The 15580-nt window shown below is 61.6% G+C and carries 16 protein-coding genes; 8 read left to right on the top strand and 8 right to left on the bottom strand.

Translation table 11 applies throughout. From position 1 onward, the window contains the following. Window positions 1-155 precede the first annotated feature (155 nt). Window positions 156-1061, bottom strand: coding sequence for a LysR family transcriptional regulator (locus RCCGE510_RS04690; RefSeq protein ID WP_007627635.1), 906 nt, complete (start codon window positions 1059-1061; stop codon window positions 156-158). Window positions 1062-1155: 94 nt separating this feature from the next. Between RCCGE510_RS04690 and betC the strand changes: the two genes are divergently transcribed. Further along, on the top strand, window positions 1156-2670 hold the full coding sequence (betC, locus tag RCCGE510_RS04685) for a choline-sulfatase (RefSeq protein WP_007627634.1): 1515 nt from the start codon (window positions 1156-1158) through the stop codon (window positions 2668-2670). Window positions 2671-2679: 9 nt separating this feature from the next. Here the strand turns inward: betC and RCCGE510_RS04680 are convergent, their stop codons facing one another. Next, on the bottom strand, window positions 2680-3540 hold the full coding sequence (locus tag RCCGE510_RS04680) for a TIM barrel protein (RefSeq protein WP_007627633.1): 861 nt from the start codon (window positions 3538-3540) through the stop codon (window positions 2680-2682). 53 nt (window positions 3541-3593) lie between these two features. Continuing rightward, on the bottom strand, window positions 3594-4976 hold the full coding sequence (locus RCCGE510_RS04675) for an amidase (RefSeq protein ID WP_007627627.1): 1383 nt from the start codon (window positions 4974-4976) through the stop codon (window positions 3594-3596). Window positions 4977-5249: 273 nt separating this feature from the next. Between RCCGE510_RS04675 and RCCGE510_RS04670 the strand changes: the two genes are divergently transcribed. After that, on the top strand, window positions 5250-5528 hold the full coding sequence (locus tag RCCGE510_RS04670) for a hypothetical protein (protein ID WP_192815275.1): 279 nt from the start codon (window positions 5250-5252) through the stop codon (window positions 5526-5528). A gap of 93 nt (window positions 5529-5621) precedes the next feature. Beyond that, on the top strand, window positions 5622-6053 hold the full coding sequence (locus RCCGE510_RS04665) for a DUF1810 domain-containing protein (RefSeq protein ID WP_007627623.1): 432 nt from the start codon (window positions 5622-5624) through the stop codon (window positions 6051-6053). 1 nt (window position 6054) lies between these two features. On the opposite strand, the gene RCCGE510_RS04660 is transcribed toward RCCGE510_RS04665, so the two are convergent. Both RCCGE510_RS04660 and RCCGE510_RS04655 read right to left on the bottom strand, forming a co-directional pair. Beyond that, a complete protein-coding gene (locus RCCGE510_RS04660; RefSeq protein WP_007627621.1) occupies window positions 6055-6249 on the bottom strand; it encodes a hypothetical protein in 195 nt (64 codons plus the stop codon). A gap of 70 nt (window positions 6250-6319) precedes the next feature. After that, on the bottom strand, window positions 6320-6943 hold the full coding sequence (locus RCCGE510_RS04655) for a TetR/AcrR family transcriptional regulator (RefSeq protein ID WP_007627618.1): 624 nt from the start codon (window positions 6941-6943) through the stop codon (window positions 6320-6322). A 127-nt stretch (window positions 6944-7070) separates the two neighbouring features. On the opposite strand from RCCGE510_RS04655, the gene RCCGE510_RS04650 reads away from it, so the two are divergent. Then, window positions 7071-7286 (top strand): hypothetical protein, encoded by a 216-nt coding sequence (locus tag RCCGE510_RS04650; protein ID WP_007627616.1) that lies wholly within the window; start codon window positions 7071-7073, stop codon window positions 7284-7286. 55 nt (window positions 7287-7341) lie between these two features. Here RCCGE510_RS04650 and RCCGE510_RS04645 read toward each other — a convergent pair whose 3' ends face one another. Then, window positions 7342-7869 carry a winged helix DNA-binding protein gene (locus tag RCCGE510_RS04645; protein ID WP_007627614.1) on the bottom strand — a complete coding sequence of 176 codons (528 nt, stop codon included), beginning with the start codon at window positions 7867-7869 and terminating at the stop codon, window positions 7342-7344. 87 nt (window positions 7870-7956) lie between these two features. Between RCCGE510_RS04645 and RCCGE510_RS04640 the strand changes: the two genes are divergently transcribed. Next, window positions 7957-11568 carry a hydantoinase B/oxoprolinase family protein gene (locus RCCGE510_RS04640; protein ID WP_007627607.1) on the top strand — a complete coding sequence of 1204 codons (3612 nt, stop codon included), beginning with the start codon at window positions 7957-7959 and terminating at the stop codon, window positions 11566-11568. 78 nt (window positions 11569-11646) lie between these two features. Here RCCGE510_RS04640 and RCCGE510_RS04635 read toward each other — a convergent pair whose 3' ends face one another. Further along, a complete protein-coding gene (locus tag RCCGE510_RS04635) occupies window positions 11647-12504 on the bottom strand; it encodes an SDR family oxidoreductase (protein WP_007627605.1) in 858 nt (285 codons plus the stop codon). 115 nt (window positions 12505-12619) lie between these two features. On the opposite strand from RCCGE510_RS04635, the gene RCCGE510_RS04630 reads away from it, so the two are divergent. From RCCGE510_RS04630 to RCCGE510_RS04620, 3 genes are all read left to right on the top strand, one after another. Then, complete coding sequence (locus RCCGE510_RS04630; RefSeq protein WP_037077777.1) at window positions 12620-12868, top strand: type II toxin-antitoxin system prevent-host-death family antitoxin; 249 nt, start codon at window positions 12620-12622, stop codon at window positions 12866-12868. Between the two features lie 7 nt (window positions 12869-12875). After that, window positions 12876-13298: a type II toxin-antitoxin system VapC family toxin gene (locus tag RCCGE510_RS04625; protein WP_007627602.1), complete on the top strand. Its 423-nt coding sequence runs from the start codon at window positions 12876-12878 to the stop codon at window positions 13296-13298. A 160-nt stretch (window positions 13299-13458) separates the two neighbouring features. Beyond that, complete coding sequence (locus RCCGE510_RS04620) at window positions 13459-14298, top strand: IclR family transcriptional regulator (protein ID WP_007627601.1); 840 nt, start codon at window positions 13459-13461, stop codon at window positions 14296-14298. A gap of 22 nt (window positions 14299-14320) precedes the next feature. On the opposite strand, the gene RCCGE510_RS04615 is transcribed toward RCCGE510_RS04620, so the two are convergent. Then, a complete protein-coding gene (locus RCCGE510_RS04615) occupies window positions 14321-15529 on the bottom strand; it encodes an amidohydrolase/deacetylase family metallohydrolase (protein ID WP_037077793.1) in 1209 nt (402 codons plus the stop codon). Window positions 15530-15580 lie beyond the last annotated feature (51 nt).

Genomic DNA, 15580 nt, shown 5'->3' with positions numbered 1-15580 from the left:
TCGCCGATGACAAGGCTTCTGCTGCGGAGAAATAATCCGGCGCCAGAACAGGATGATTTTAGGTCCGCTCGGCCTAAACTCTGAATCCTGTTCTACATTAGTGAGTTAGAGCATGATGTCATAAGAAAACCGCTGACACTTTTCGGCATCATGCTCTAGCCGCTCCTTCCGACTTCGCCCACCAGCCAGGCGCTGAGACCTTCGCTGTGCGCGCTTGGAGATCGCGGCGGCACCAGCCAGTAACCGCGGTCCTGCGCCTCCAGCGGCGGGCCGGCTTCGACCAGCATGCGCGCGGAGAGCAGCGTATCGACGAGACCCATCCAGCCAATCGCCACGCCCTGCCCGCTCAGCGCAGCCTGAACGACCAGTGAATAAGTATTGAAGCTGATATCGCCGCGGCCGGCATTGATGTCGCGAAGGACGGAGAATTCGGTCAGATAACTGCGCCAATCGAACCAGGGCGATGGCATCGGCGTATCGAGATGGATCAGAACCGCCTTGGCAAGCTGCCCCGGATCGTCGAAAGGGCCATTGCGATCGAGAAAGCCCTGCGTGCAGACCGGCACGACCTTTTCCGGCAGCAGAAGCGTGCCGATGGCGCCGAATTCCGCCCGCGTGCCGAAAACGACCGCGACATCCGCCTCGTCGCGAAAACCGGCCGCAAACCGTTGCGTCGCGACGATCTGTATATCCGTTTCCGGATGAAGAAGCCGGAAGCCGTCCATGCGCGGGATCAGCCAGAGCGACGAAAAGGCATAGTCGGTTCTCAGCCGGACGACCGGCCTTTGGGTTTCGGCACGGAAGTTGCGAGCGAGTGCATCGATGTCGGCGACCGCCTTGGCGGCGGCCGCGAGAAGCCGCTCGCCTTGCGCCGTCAGCGTCACGCCGCGATGCTGGCGCCGTAACAGGCTGACGCCGAGCTGCTCCTCCAGCCGGCGGATCTGGTAGCTGACGGCAGGCTGGGTAAGCCCGAGCAGCGCCGCAGCCGAGGAAAAGCTCCCGAGTCTTGCGACCTCGACGAAGATGCGCATCCATCCAAGCTCAAGCGGGTGATCTGGCATAAAAAATCCTTTAGGCAGCCATCGAAAAAAGCTGGCTTTACAGGCGCGACAATAGGGGATTCAATAAAATCTTCAAATAGCATAGAGGAACGACATGGCGCGCCCGAATATTCTCATCCTGATGGTCGATCAGTTGAATGGGACTTTCTTTCCCGATGGTCCCGCCGATTTTCTGCATGCGCCGCATCTGAAATCATTGGCCGAACGTTCGGTGCGTTTCGCCAACGCCTATACCGCAAGCCCGCTCTGCGCACCGGCGCGGGCGTCCTTCATGTCCGGGCAGTTGCCGAGCCGAACGCGCGTCTATGACAATGCGGCAGAATTTGCCTCGGACATTCCAACCTACGCGCATCATCTGCGCGCCGCCGGATACCAGACGGCACTATCCGGCAAGATGCATTTCGTCGGCCCCGACCAGTTGCATGGATTCGAGGAGCGCCTGACGACGGACATCTATCCGGCCGATTTCGGCTGGACGCCCGACTATAGCAAGCCCGGCGAACGCATAGACTGGTGGTATCACAATCTGGGCTCGGTCACCGGCGCCGGCGTTGCCGAAATTACCAACCAGATGGAATATGACGACGAGGTCGCCTACCACGCCAGCCGCAAACTGTTCGATCTCGCGCGCGGCCATGACGGACGCCCGTGGTGCCTGACCGTCAGCTTCACCCATCCGCACGACCCCTATGTCGCGCGCCGCAAATTCTGGGACCTTTATGAGGACTGCCCGGTGCTAGACCCGACAGTGGCGCCGATTGCCTTCGAGCGGCAGGACCCGCATTCGCAGCGCCTGATGAAAGCCTGCGACCATGATGCTTTCGACATCAGCCCGGAAGAGATCAGGCGCGCGAGGCAGGGTTACTTCGCCAATATCTCCTATGTCGACGAGAAAATCGGCGAGATTCTCGGTGTTCTGGAACGCAGCCGCATGGCCGAAAACACCATCATCCTCTTCGTTTCCGACCACGGCGACATGCTCGGCGACCGTGGCCTCTGGTTCAAGATGAACTTCTTCGAAGGATCGGCCCGCGTTCCGCTGATGATGTCCGTCCCCGGCTGGACACCCAAGCGCATCGATCAGCCGGTCTCCACTCTCGACGTGACGCCGACGTTGGCGGCTCTCGCCGGCATCGATATCGCCTCATTGAAACCATGGACCGAAGGCGAGGATCTGACGGCGCTTGCCGAGGGTATCGGCAGCCGCGGGCCGGTCCCGATGGAATATGCGGCGGAAGGGTCGGAAGCGCCACTCGTCTGTATCAGGGACGGGCGATACAAGCTCTCGCTCTGCGAGAAGGACCCACCGATGCTGTTCGATCTCGAAGCCGACCCGCGGGAATTGGACAATCTGGCAGGCGACCCGGTCCATGCCGAAACCTTGGCTAGGCTTGTCGACCAGGCCAGGCGGCGTTGGAACCTTGCCGAATTCGACGCCGCCGTGCGCGAAAGCCAGGCGCGCCGCTGGGTGGTCTACGCAGCGCTGCGCAACGGCGCCTATTATCCCTGGGACTATCAACCGCTGCAGAAAGCCTCGGAGCGCTATATGCGCAATCACATGGATCTGAACGTGCTGGAGGAAAGCCAGCGGTTTCCGCGCCAGGAATAACGCTTCGGTTCAAGCCGTCCTGCGCGCCGGGGCGTCGCGCAGGAAATCCTCGATGAACTGCTTTTGCAGCAGGATGCCGTCCCATTCATCCGGAAAGAACGGCGAGTCGTAGATCAGCGTGAAGGGTCCGGCGTAACCGGCCCTTTCGCACATCTCCAGGCACTTGCGGTAATCATCGGCATCAAGGCCCGTAACGCCATAGTCGGCCTTGGCGTGGCAGATCTCGGCACGGCGCATGATATTGGCCAGGCCTTCATATTTCGGGGGTGCTGGCCAATTGCCGAGGTCGCCGTTGAGGCCGACCTTGCCGTTCAGCCGGTCCAGCAGCCAGTTCATCTCGACCGGCGACGGCAGCAGGTCGAACCAGTTCTCGACGACGACACGCACGCCGCTGCCTTCCGCTTTGTCTGCGAGCCAGTTCAGGTGACGGGCGGCGCGGGACAGGTTTTCTTCCATCGGCTTCTGTTTTCCGGCAATGACGCGCATCCGGTGCGCCCCAAGCGCTGTAGCGATATCGATCCACTCCGCCATCCATTTGACGTCGCGTTCGGCCGTCTCAGGATGGCTCGGATCGCCATCCTCGACGAGCAGCGTCTGAAACAGCACGTTCGACGACGCCAGCGCATCGCGCAATTCGCCGAGGTAGCCGGCGTCGAGGCTCGGCAGATGGAAGGAACAGACCTCCAGCCGGTTGATGCCACGCGCCGCCAGCGCCGCCGGCATGTCGATCAGCGCCGCCGCGCCAAGGCCATAGGGTTCCTTCGGCGCCGCACTTTTGTCGGGATCGGGACTGTAGCCATGGACGGCGCCGAGCAGCCGATGCAGCGACCATGTCGAAACCGCGAAGCGTCCGTTTTGCAAATCCTGCACGTGCCGTCCTCCTGGATCTCCTATTTCATCAATGGCAACAAACGCACCTCGGTTCAATTGCCGATTGAGGCGAAATCGCCGCGGATGACCGGCTCGGCGGCAAGCGCAATTCCCAGAAGCGCTTCGTCGCGACGGGCCGTGGCCGAAAGCAGCAGGCCCACCGGCATGCCCGCCTCTCCCGTACCGCAGGGAATGGAGACGCCGCACCAGTCGAGGAAATTGCCGAGAGCGGTGTTCCTCAACGTCTTGTTGTTCGTCGCGAAGAACAGCTCGTCGTCCTGCTCCAGCGGACCGATCGGCGGAGCGACATGGGCGACAGTCGGAAAAGCGATCAGCCGGTCGCCGACAAGGCGCTCGACATCGGCGATCAGGCGGCTGCGCGCATCGAGGATCGCCAGGTAATCGGCCAGTGTCGTCCTGCTTCCCAAGCGGGTCCGCATGACGACGCGGTGATCCATCCTGTCCGCGTCCGGTCCCGCCAAGCGTTCATGGTGAAGCGCGAAAGCCTCCGCCGTCACCAGCGGACCATATCTCGTCATCAGATCGAAAATCTCGTCGAAGGCGGGAATGACGGCGCGGGCAACATGGACGCCGGCCTTTTGAAGACGGTCCAAAGCCGCCTCGAACGCCGCGATCACTTCAGGTTCGGCCCCGTCGAAAACGACATTCTCGGGCACGAGCAATTGCAGCCCCTGCAGCGGACGCTCACCGACGTCAGGTGCGGTCAGCCCGCGCATCGCCGCATCGATCCAGACCGCATCCCTGACGCTACGGCAGAGCGGCCCCAGCGAATCCAGGCTCTTTGCCAGCGGATAGACGCCCGCCATCGCATGACGGCCGCGGGTCGCCTTGTAACCGATGATGCCGTTGAGGGCGGCCGGAATGCGCACCGAGCCGCCGGTATCCGTGCCCATGGCGACCGGCACCAGCCCGGCGGCGACCGCAACACCGGCGCCGGAAGACGAGCCGCCCGGAATGCGCGGGAGGTCGTTGCTACGCGGATTGACCGGCGTGCCGTAGTGCGGATTGATGCCGAGGCCGGAAAAGGCGAATTCGCTCATATTGGTGCGGCCAATAGCGACCATGCCCGCCTGCCTGAGCAAATCGACGACCGCCGCATCGCGCTTGGCCGGCTTTTCGTCGGCAAGGACGACGGAACCTGCCGTCGTCGGCAGGCCTTCGACGTCGAACAGATCCTTCCAGGCGATGGGAATGCCGTCGAGCAATCCGAGCGAGCGCCCATCCCGCAGGCGCTTGGAAGAGGCGCGCGCCTCCTCCATCGCCCGGTCTTCCAGCAGCGCGGTGAAAACCGCCTTATCGGTATAATTCGCGATGGATTCGAAAATCGCGCCGGCCACATCGACCGGATCGGCAGCACCACTTTGAATAAGGACGGAAAGCTGCGCGACCGACATCGCGCCGAAAGATTTGCTCATGGGACGATCCACAGAAAGATGAGCCCCTGGACTACCCCGGATCATTCCAGCGAACCAGAGCTTCCCGTTGCTTTGCATTTTATTAGTGCGATTTTCTGAACACTGAGTTTGCAGAATGCCCCTTCAATTGCCACGATCGAAGACACACATGCTGCACGCATGCGGAGCAGGTTCGGCCCGAGGGTGAGAGTTTACACTTCGGAACCGGCCACGCATGTGTTGCAGGAGTATTTAGAAATGACAGATTGTGAAACTTTGAGCCGTCGCCAGGATATGGTGACCCATCATGTGAAAGAGGACGAAACCGCCGGCGCAGGCGAGCGCGACTATGTTGACCATGTCAGCGCTCAGAAGCTGTCGGCCATCGAACGCCTGGTCGTCGTCGGCGCATTGGTTCTGTTGAGCTTTGCGGGTTTTGCCGCATACTCTTCCGGCGATACGGACCCAATGACGACATCGGCCATTGCCGCCCCTGCGGACGACAACACGCCGCATCATCAGCCCTACGGCCACTGCCGTGAGAGCAGCCCCTATGCTGAGAGGGTCTGCTGACAGCAGGCTTATTTCGCCGGGCAGAAACGCGTTTTGCCGGGCATGGAGACCTTGGCCCAGGCTGCGTCGACAGCAGAAAAAGGGAAAAGGACCATGGCCGGTGATATCGATTACAATCTCGAACGCTTCATTGATGCTCAGAACGGCATTTACGAACAAGCGCTTTCCGAGCTGAAAGCCGGGCTCAAGACGTCCCATTGGATGTGGTTCATCTTCCCGCAGATATCAGGTCTCGGGATATCGGCAATGGCCGAAAAATATGCGATCCGCTCGGCCGAGGAAGCCGCCGCCTATCTTGCCGATCCCATTCTCTCAAGCCGGCTGCTGCGCTGCGTCGAGGCGATCCTTTCGGTAGACGGCCGATCGGCGCATCAGATCCTCGGTTCACCCGACGACCTGAAGCTGCGCTCCTCGATGACCTTGTTTGCCGCAATCAGCGACCATGGCTCGCCCTTCCACCGGGTGATCGAGCATTTCTACCAAGGGAAATTCGACGAACGGACAATGGAAATCCTCGGGACCTAGATCATGCTCTGGCGGCCCGGCCTGCTTCCAGCGCAGCTATTTCGTCGGAGATTTCGCTCAGCCGCTGACGCAGATCGCTGTCGGTGCCGTCATCGACTTCTTCCTCGCCGAAACAATAGCGGGCGTCGTGAAGCTCCAGCTGGGCTTCGAGCTCGGCGCGTTTGACATATAGGCGCTTGAGATAGACGTGGTTCATCTCCCGGTCTCCACTTGTCCTCCGGTTATGGAAGAACGGTATGGAAGCGGTAAGGTTCCCGAAGGATTGTTCAGGCGAAAGACGCGATCGCCGCATTGCAGGCTTTGGCGAAATGACCGCAACAGCCGGCAGCTCCCATGGCCTGGCGGCTGACACGCGCCCCTTCGAGCAGCAACGTCAACGTATCGGCAAGAAGCTCAGGCTCGCGCGCATCGGCCGCCGAACAGAGCGCCGCCAGGCGATCGCGCTGTTCGGCCTTGTACCGTTCGATCATTTCGTGGGCGGGATGGCCCTCGCCCTTCAGTTCGATGGCGGCATTGGCGAGATCGCAGCCGGCGGGCTCGCCGTTCAGACATTGCGCCCGCGTTTCCACCCAAGCATAGAGCTGGGCGCGGGGATTGCCGGGATAGGCGGCCTCCAGCTCGCGCCAGATCGCACCCGCCTTTTCCGAGGCGCGGCGCAGCGTCTCGCAGACGAGTTCGTCCTTCGAGCCGAAATGCCGGTAGAGCGTCATCTTGTTGGTCAGAGCCGCGTCGGCGATGGCATCGACGCCGATGCCGCGGATGCCGCGCTCGCGGAAAAGCTCCGATGCGGTCGAGACGATACGCTCCCTCGGCGGGATGCGGTCTACTGGAACGGCTGCGGAGATTTCATTCGACGTTTCTGATTTTTTTGCGGACGTAGTCCTTGACATCAATGTGACCGATCGGTAACAAATGCATTGTTACTTACCGGTAACACCACAAAACGCGAAAGTCAATGTCGAGAACACGGCAGCGGAAAGTGGAACACGGGCGACCGCCCACGAAAGGAGGACAACCATGAGAAAGACCAGAGACGACCTGACGATATCCGAAGCCCTTCGCGACCCCCTGATCGCCATGGTGTTGCGCGCCGACGGCGTGAAGCTTGAAGATTTCAAGCAACTCCTGGAGACGGCCGCCGGCAAACGCGAACCGCGTTCGACCTCAGTCGGCAACATGATCGGCGCGCTCGCTAGCCGCGCCAATCTGCCGGCGATGCCCTGCTTCGGCTGAATACGCCGCCTGAAAATTTCGGGGGATCTTTCCCTGCCCCCGTCAAGGGCTGCCGTCACAAAGAGGCGGCGGCCCTTGCCGCTTGATCGTAATGCCCGGAAAGCGCCCGGAGCATGGCCGCCACGGCCGATGTCGCCGCGGTATCGAGCCCGAGCCCCTTCATAGACTCCACCAGCAACGCCTCGCGCACCGCCCGGTATTTCAGGCAGGTTTCAACACCTTTTTCGGTGGCGGCGATCAGCTTCTCTTTGCCTGCCCGTGCGCTTGTCACGAGGCCGCGCTTTTCCAGCTTCTTGATCGCGTAGATCACCACATGTGTATCCTCGACGCCGAGCACGCTGCAGAGATCGCCGAGCCGCTTCGGCCGCTGCCTATGGGCCACCGAATGCAGCACCAGCACCTCGATTGCGGCGCAGCCGGGCTCGCCCGCCGCCGTCATGCAGCGGACCATCCAGCGATCGAAGGCATTGCCGGCTAGAATCAGGCCGAATTCCAGCTCTGAAAGAGCCGGCAGCGCTCCATCTGCCAGATGCGCGGAAGAGACGATCGGCCCGATTTCCTGTCGCCCGCGCTGATCTGCCATGCCGCCCCTCCATGATTTCGAGAAGATAACGTTGACATTTTATCGATAAATCGTCAATAAATTTTCAGTTCAAAGGGAGGCCGGATGATGGGCAGACAGTGGGATTTCTGGGTCGATCGCGGCGGCACATTCACCGATATCGTCGCGCGCCGTCCGAACGGTTCGCTCGTCGCCCACAAGCTGCTCTCGGAAAATCCGGAAGCCTATCGCGACCCGGCGGTGCACGGGATCCGTGAACTGCTTGGTGTGACAGCCGGCCAGCCAATCCCTTCCGAGCTTATCGGTGCGGTGAAGATGGGAACGACGGTCGCCACCAATGCGCTGTTGGAACGCAAGGGCGATCCGACGCTGCTGGTAACCACCAAGGGCTTCCGCGATGCGCTGGAGATCGGCTACCAGGCGCGCGCCGATATCTTCGCCAAAAAAATCGTCAAACCGGAACTGCTCTATGCCGAGGTTATCGAAGCCGACGAGCGCGTGCTGGCGGACGGCACGGTGGAACGCGGCCTCGACGAACATGTCTTGCGGCAAGCACTGGAAGCCGCCTACAGCAAGGGCCTGCGCGCCGTCGCCATCGTCTTCATGCATGCCTATCGCTACCCCCAGCACGAGCAGCAGGCCGCCGCCATCGCGCGCGCCATCGGCTTCACGCAGATCTCGCCCTCGCACGTGGTTTCACCGCTGATCAAGCTCGTCGGCCGCGGCGACACCGCCGTCGTCGATGCCTATCTGTCCCCGGTTCTTCGCCGGTATGTCGATCAGGTCGCCGCCGAACTCGGTACTGTCGAGGGAGAAGGCCCGAAGCTGATGTTCATGCAGTCCTCCGGCGGGTTGACCGACGCGCATCTCTTTCAGGGCAAGGACGCGATCCTCTCCGGCCCTGCCGGCGGCGTGGTCGGCGCGGTCGAGGTCTCGCGCATCGCCGGTTTCAACAGGATGATCGGCTTCGACATGGGCGGCACCTCAACCGACGTCTCGCACTATGACGGTGAACTGGAACGCGCCTTCGAGACCGAAGTCGCCGGCGTGCGGATGCGCGCGCCGATGATGAAGATCCATACCGTCGCCGCCGGTGGCGGTTCGATCTTGAGCTATGACGGTTCACGCTTCCGCGTCGGCCCTGAATCGGCCGGCGCCACGCCCGGCCCGAAATCCTATCGCCGCGGCGGCCCGCTCACCGTGACCGACGCCAACATCATGGCCGGCAAGCTGCTGCCGGAGTTCTTCCCTGAAATCTTCGGGCCGGGGCAGGACCTGCCGCTCGATGCCGAGACAGTGCGCGCCGCCTTCGCAGACATGGCGCAGACGATCGGTGGCGGGCGGACGGCTGAGGATGCCGCCGACGGTTTTCTCGCCATCGCCGTCGAGAATATGGCCAATGCCATCAAGAAGATCTCGGTTCAGCGCGGTTATGACGTTTCCGGCTATGCGCTCACCTGTTTCGGCGGCGCCGGCGGCCAGCATGCCTGCCTCGTCGCCGACAGCCTCGGCATGAAGACCGTGCTGATCCACCCCTTCTCCGGCATTCTCTCGGCCTATGGCATGGGTCTTGCCGATATCCGCGCCACGCGCCAGCGCGCGGTGCTGACGGAGCTCGCCGCGGCGTTGACGACGATCGCCGATATCAGGGCCGGCTTGGCCGAGGAAGTGCGCAAGGAATTGACGCTGCAGGGTGTCGAGGCTGCCGATATGGAGATCGTCACCCGCCTGCACCTGCAATACAAGGGCACGGACACCGCCCTGCCCGTCGCCTTCGGACCGCAGGAGGAAATGGCGCAGGCCTTTGCCGTCGCCCATAAGAAGCAGTTCGGCTTCATCTTCGAAGACCGGCCTATCGTCGTCGATTCCATCGAAGTCGAGGGCATCGGCGGCGGCGCCGACATCAAGGAGGCGGACATACAGGCGGAAGCCTCCGAGCCGGAAGCCCTGCGCACCACCCGCTTCTATTCCGGCGGAACATGGCGCGAGGCCGGCATTTTCACGCGCGACGGGCTGAAGCCGGGCGCCGTCCTCAAGGGGCCTGCCCTCATTATCGAACCACATCAGACAATCGTCGTCGAAGCCGGCTGGCAGGCACGGCTCACTGGCCACGACCATATCGTTCTCACCCGCGAGATCCCGCTGTCTCGCAGTACGGCGATCGGTACCAGCGCTGACCCGGTCATGCTCGAAGTCTTCAACAATCTGTTCATGGCGATCGCCGAGCAGATGGGCGTGACGCTGCAGAACACGGCGCATTCGGTCAACATCAAGGAGCGGCTCGATTTCTCCTGCGCCGTCTTCGACCGCACCGGCGCACTCGTCGCCAATGCACCGCATATGCCGGTGCATCTCGGCTCGATGGATCGATCGGTCGAAACCATCATCCGCCTCAATGAAGGCCGCATCCGCCCGGGTGACGTCTTCGCGCTCAACGCTCCCTATAATGGCGGCACGCATCTGCCCGACATCACCGTCGTCACGCCGGTTTTCGACGATGCCGGCGAGGTGATCCTGTTTTACGTCGCCTCGCGCGGTCATCATGCCGATATCGGCGGCAAGGCGCCGGGCTCGATGACGCCGCGGGCGACGAAGGTCGACGAGGAAGGTGTGCTGATCGACAATTTCCTGCTGGTCGACGAAGGCCGTTTCCGTGAGGGTGACTTCGCAGCGATGCTGACTGACCATCCCTACCCGGCCCGTAATCCGGCCCAGAACCTTGCCGACGTCAAGGCGCAGATCGCCGCCAACGAAAAGGGCGTGCAGGAATTGCGCAAGATGGTTGCCCATTTCGGGCTCGACGTCGTCGAAGCCTATATGGGCCACGTGCAGGACAATGCCGAGGAAAGCGTGCGCCGAGTGATCGCCCGGCTGAGCGACAGCGAATTCACCTATCCCACCGACCAGGGCGCCGTCATCAAGGTGAAGATCACCGTCGACAGAAAAGCGCGTGAGGCGACGGTCGATTTCACCGGCACCAGCGCGCAGCAGCCGACCAATTTCAATGCGCCGGAACCGGTGACGCGCGCCGCCGTGCTTTATGTCTTCCGCGTCATGGTCGAACAACCGATCCCGATGAATGCCGGCTGCCTCAGGCCGATCCGGATCATCGTGCCCGATGGTTCGATGCTGCGCCCGGCCTATCCGGCCGCCGTCGTCGCCGGCAATGTCGAGACTAGCCAGCATGTGACCAATGCGCTGTTCGGGGCGCTCGGAACGCTGGCGGCAGCGCAAGGCTCGATGAACAATCTGACCTTCGGCAACGCCGTTTATCAATATTACGAGACGATCTGCGCCGGCGGCCCCGCCGGCCTCCTTAACGATGGCACCGGTTTCAGCGGCGCCGATGGCGTGCACACGCATATGACCAATTCGCGCCTGACCGATCCGGAAGTGCTGGAATTCCGTTTTCCCGTCGTGCTCGAGGATTTCCACATCCGCCGCGGCTCCGGCGGCAAGGGGCGGTATAGCTCCGGCGGCGGAACCGAGCGCACCATCCGCTTCCTGGAGACGATGGATTGCAGCATCCTCTCCTCGCATCGCACGATCCGGCCGTTCGCCCTCTTCGGCGGGGAAGACGGGCAATTGGGAAAAACCGAGATCCGTCGGGCGGACGGCAAGGTCGAAAGGCTTGAGGGCGCTGACCAGACAATGCTCGCCGCCGGCGACGCCGTGATCGTCACCACGCCGACCGGCGGTGGTTACGGCAAACCGGTTTAGAGCACAAAGGACGCTCTAACACTTCGAATCTGCGCATCATGCTTTCCGAAAATCGATTCCGATTCTCGGGCCGATGCGCTAGAGAATTGGTTTGCCGCCGGTGACCGCGATTGTCGCGCCGGAGACATAGCTCGACAAGGGATCGGCCAACATCACATAGGTCGTTGCCAGCTCGGCCGGCTGGCCCGGCCGTTTCATCGGCACTTGTTTGCCGAAATTGCTGACGCTTTCCTCAGGCAGGGTCGAAGGAATGAGCGGCGTCCATATCGGCCCCGGCGCCACCGCATTGGCGCGAATGCCTTTTTCGGCGAGAAGCTGGGCGAGCCCGGCGGTGAAATTCTGGATCGCACCCTTGGTTGTCGCATAGGCAAGCAGGGTCGGGTTCGGACTATCTGAGTTGATCGAGGCCGTGTTGATGATGGCGCTACCGGGCTTCATATGGGCGACGGCTGCCTTCGTCAGATAGAACATCGAATGGATATTGACCTTGAAGGTCAGTTCCCACTCCTCGTCGCTGATCTCATCAATGCTCTTGAAGCTTGCCTGATGCGCGGCGTTGTTGACCAGAATGTCGATCCCGCCAAGCTCCTTCACCGCCATTTCAACGATCTGCCTGCAGTGGGCAGGATCCTGAATGTCGCCGCTGACGAGGATAGCTTTGCGCCCGGCCTGCTCGACGAGCCGTTTCGTCTCGTCGGCGTCCTCGTCCTCATCGAGATAGGAGATCAGCAGGTCGGCGCCTTCCCTGGCATAGGCGATCGCCACTGCCCGGCCGATGCCGCTATCGCCGCCGGTGATGATCGCCCGCTTGCCCTTGAGCCGCTCTGAACCGCGATAGCTCTTTTCGCCATGATCGGGAACCGGGTCCATCTGCGCGGTGAAACCGGGCATCGGCTGTTTCTGGGATGGGAAAGGCGGTGTCGGATAATTCGTCATCATGATCTCCTGGGTTCGGGATCAAACTCAGGCTGCGGCTTGTTGTTCCAGCGGCATTGCAGCCGAATGACTTTGCGACTAAAATGACCAGAAAATTGGTCAGGTTGGATACATGATGGCAACTGTCAACCTAGCGGAAGCAAAAGCTCATCTCAGCGAATTACTCAATCGCGTCGAAGCTGGCGAGACCGTCGAGATATTGCGACATGGCAAGCCTGTGGCACAGCTCGTGCCGGTGAAGACGCCGAAAAAGCCACTCGATGTCGAGCGGTTGAGGGCAATGACTGCCTCAATGAAACCGCCGGCCGAACCGGTCGATTCCATGACCTTTGTCCGCGATATGCGCGATACCGATCGTTATTGAATTGCCCATGCTTTACATCGACACATCAGTGCTCGTCGCCGCTTGGACCGTCGAGACCCGCACGGCCGACGTGCAGCAATGGCTGGCGAAACATGCCTCTCGAGAGATGGCCGTGAGCGGCTGGACGATCGCCGAATTTTCAAGCGCCATCGCGCTCAAAACAAGAAACGGACAGATCGATCAAGCCGATCGCGGCAAGGCTTTAGCAATGTTCAATGAACTGTGCCCAACGACCTTCGAGTTCTTGCCGATATCGCGCGCACATTTCGTGGATGCAGCCCGCATGACCGATCAATTCGAAATCGGTCTTCGCGCCGGCGATGCGCTCCACCTCGCTATCGCGGTCGGTAGCGGCGCGACCCTCATCACGCTGGACAAAGGGCTGGCAAAAGCCTGCAGCATCGTCGGCGCGCGTCATCGATTGCTGTGAAGCCGAAGGTATTCGTGGCGGACGGATGTCCGGTATCACGCGGCTCCATGATACCGCCGCTGTCGCTCCTCCCGCACGATCAACCTACAAAATGTTGCGATTTGCCACAGCGACGACTATCCCATAGTAATGTAACATGATCGCAGTTTTAACGAGGTTCATGGAATTGGACGGAACAACATCACCCGCAGTTTACAGCGAAGATGAGGCCCACGCCGACGAGGTCGCCGGCAAGGGCGCGCGTCGCGCCCGCGTCAGCGGCATCGACCGTGCGCTTCAAGTGATCGATCATCTCTATGAGACCGGCTTGCCCGCCGGCGTCTATGCGATCGCCAAGGCGGTGAAGGCGCCGCTGTCGACCGTTTACGTCATCGTCGACGATCTGGTCGAGAAAAACATGCTGACGCGCCAGGCGGATGGCTCCATCTGGCTCGGTGCCCGGCTTTATCATTACGGCCTTGCCTATGCCCGGTCGCTGGATTTCATGAGCATCGCCACCCATGAAATGCACGACCTTTGCCGCCAGGCCGGCGAAACCGTGCAGGTCTGCGGCCGAGACGGCGACTATATGCTGGTGCTCGCCATGGCCGATGGCCCGAGCCATTTCCAGGTGGCGTCCCGCGTCGGCACCCGAGTGCCGCTGAACTGGACGGCGTCTGGCCGCCTGCTCGCCGGCCACTTGCCGCAGGAGGAGCGCATCGAGCTGTTCAAGCGCTGCGCCCGCTCGTCACCGACCGGCCGCGCCGAGATCGATCCGAGCACCCTGTCGGAAGCCGCCGGCAAGGCCTTCGAGGCGCGCTTGTCGATCCAGGCGGGGGAATCGGATTATGCGGTTGCCTGCATCGCCTCGCCGATCTGCGATCGTGACGGCCAGTGCGTCGCCACCATTTCCATCGTGCTGCCGGAACAGAAGGCCTTTTCCGACGAGAACCACTATACCGCGCATGTGCGCAGTTCGGCGGAGCGGATCGAAAAGCTGATGGGCTGGCGCAACCGCTGAGCGCTTCGCTCAGCGGCGGATCCTACCGGTAGGAGTAACCGTGGCTGTGGCGCACCAGCTTGCGTGCTCGCGGTACATAACGGCTGGCGGCAAAGGCATCGGCGCCGATCACCGCGTAACGCGGCTGGAACAGCTTGCTGAGGACGGAGACGTCGCCGTTGGAATCCGTCGCCTCAAGGTCGGAATCGACGAGGTCGAAGATCGTGAATTCGGCCTGCGCGCCGACCGAAAGCCGGTTCTCCATCGACAGCTTGATGACCGATGCCGGCGCGTGGGTGACGGCCTCCACCACCTTGTCGAAGGGCATGCCGACGCTGAGCAGCTTCGACATGGTCGTCGCCAGGTCCCAGACCGGGAAATTCATCGAATGGCCGTGCAGGTCGGTGGAGATCGAGAACGGCAGAAGCCCGCGCGCGATCGCCGCTTCCGCCACCTTGAAGGAGAAGGAAGCGCCGCCATGGCCGATGTCGAGGCGGATGCCCTCGGAGGCGCAGCGCTCGGCGAGATTGAAGAGATCCTCGTCCTCCATGATGCTCGAACCGGCCTTGCCGTTGAAGCAATGGGTGACGACGTCGCCGGGGCCGAGGATTTCGAGCACTTCGTCATAGAGCGCCGGCGGCTCGCCGACATGCACCATCATCGGCACTTTCAGGATCTTGGCGATCTTCTTGCCGAGCTTGACGGGGGTCACACCCCAGGAGCCGGTGATCACATGGCTGGCACGCACCTTGATGCCGACGATGTGCTCGCTGTTTTCGGCATAGACTTCGAGAATGCGGTCGAGATCGATATCTCTTATATCCCTGAGTTCGGCAACACGGTTGCAGGCGACGAGGCCGATCGAGCCAAGATTCAGGAAGGCCTTGATGCGCTCACGCGCGGGCTCGATGATATATTCGCGGAAGCCATGGAAATTCGCCTCGCCGGCCGAACCGGCATCAACCAGCGTGGTGACGCCGCGCTCGACGCCGCATTCGGAGGGGCGAATAGAAATGTCGGTACCGCCGTGCCAGATATGCACGTGAAGGTCGACCCAGCCCGGCGAGACGAAGGCGCCCTTGCCGTCGATGCGCGTCACATCCTCAGAGACCGCGAGCGACGGACCGATCTTGGTGATCCTGCCATCGGCATTAACGAGAATGTCGATCGCCTCCTCGACTGCGCCCGCGCCGAAAGCCACTGGTTTGACATTGGTGAGGAGAAGCGGCTTCCGAGCCTGGTCGCTTGACATGTTCATATCGCTGAATTCCATAGTTATGCTATATAAATCTTTATAATAGAA

Source organism: Rhizobium sp. CCGE 510 (assembly GCF_000292525.1).
GTDB lineage: Bacteria > Pseudomonadota > Alphaproteobacteria > Rhizobiales > Rhizobiaceae > Rhizobium.
The sequence above is the reverse complement of the archived record's forward strand: the minus strand, read 5'-3'. Positions and strand labels throughout refer to the sequence as shown.

What these genes read in the sequence shown, in the direction of transcription:
- RCCGE510_RS04690 (WP_007627635.1), bottom strand. Translation starts at nt 1,061, where the DNA reads ATGCCAGATCACCCGCTTGAGCTTGGATGGATGCGCATCTTCGTCGAG.
- betC (WP_007627634.1), top strand. Translation starts at nt 1,156, where the DNA reads ATGGCGCGCCCGAATATTCTCATCCTGATGGTCGATCAGTTGAATGGG.
- RCCGE510_RS04675 (WP_007627627.1), bottom strand. Translation starts at nt 4,976, where the DNA reads ATGAGCAAATCTTTCGGCGCGATGTCGGTCGCGCAGCTTTCCGTCCTT.
- RCCGE510_RS04670 (WP_192815275.1), top strand. Translation starts at nt 5,250, where the DNA reads ATGGTGACCCATCATGTGAAAGAGGACGAAACCGCCGGCGCAGGCGAG.
- RCCGE510_RS04665 (WP_007627623.1), top strand. Translation starts at nt 5,622, where the DNA reads ATGGCCGGTGATATCGATTACAATCTCGAACGCTTCATTGATGCTCAG.
- RCCGE510_RS04660 (WP_007627621.1), bottom strand. Translation starts at nt 6,249, where the DNA reads ATGAACCACGTCTATCTCAAGCGCCTATATGTCAAACGCGCCGAGCTC.
- RCCGE510_RS04655 (WP_007627618.1), bottom strand. Translation starts at nt 6,943, where the DNA reads ATGTCAAGGACTACGTCCGCAAAAAAATCAGAAACGTCGAATGAAATC.
- RCCGE510_RS04650 (WP_007627616.1), top strand. Translation starts at nt 7,071, where the DNA reads ATGAGAAAGACCAGAGACGACCTGACGATATCCGAAGCCCTTCGCGAC.
- RCCGE510_RS04645 (WP_007627614.1), bottom strand. Translation starts at nt 7,869, where the DNA reads ATGGCAGATCAGCGCGGGCGACAGGAAATCGGGCCGATCGTCTCTTCC.
- RCCGE510_RS04640 (WP_007627607.1), top strand. Translation starts at nt 7,957, where the DNA reads ATGGGCAGACAGTGGGATTTCTGGGTCGATCGCGGCGGCACATTCACC.
- RCCGE510_RS04635 (WP_007627605.1), bottom strand. Translation starts at nt 12,504, where the DNA reads ATGACGAATTATCCGACACCGCCTTTCCCATCCCAGAAACAGCCGATG.
- RCCGE510_RS04630 (WP_037077777.1), top strand. Translation starts at nt 12,620, where the DNA reads ATGGCAACTGTCAACCTAGCGGAAGCAAAAGCTCATCTCAGCGAATTA.
- RCCGE510_RS04625 (WP_007627602.1), top strand. Translation starts at nt 12,876, where the DNA reads ATGCTTTACATCGACACATCAGTGCTCGTCGCCGCTTGGACCGTCGAG.
- RCCGE510_RS04620 (WP_007627601.1), top strand. Translation starts at nt 13,459, where the DNA reads ATGGAATTGGACGGAACAACATCACCCGCAGTTTACAGCGAAGATGAG.
- RCCGE510_RS04615 (WP_037077793.1), bottom strand. Translation starts at nt 15,529, where the DNA reads ATGTCAAGCGACCAGGCTCGGAAGCCGCTTCTCCTCACCAATGTCAAA.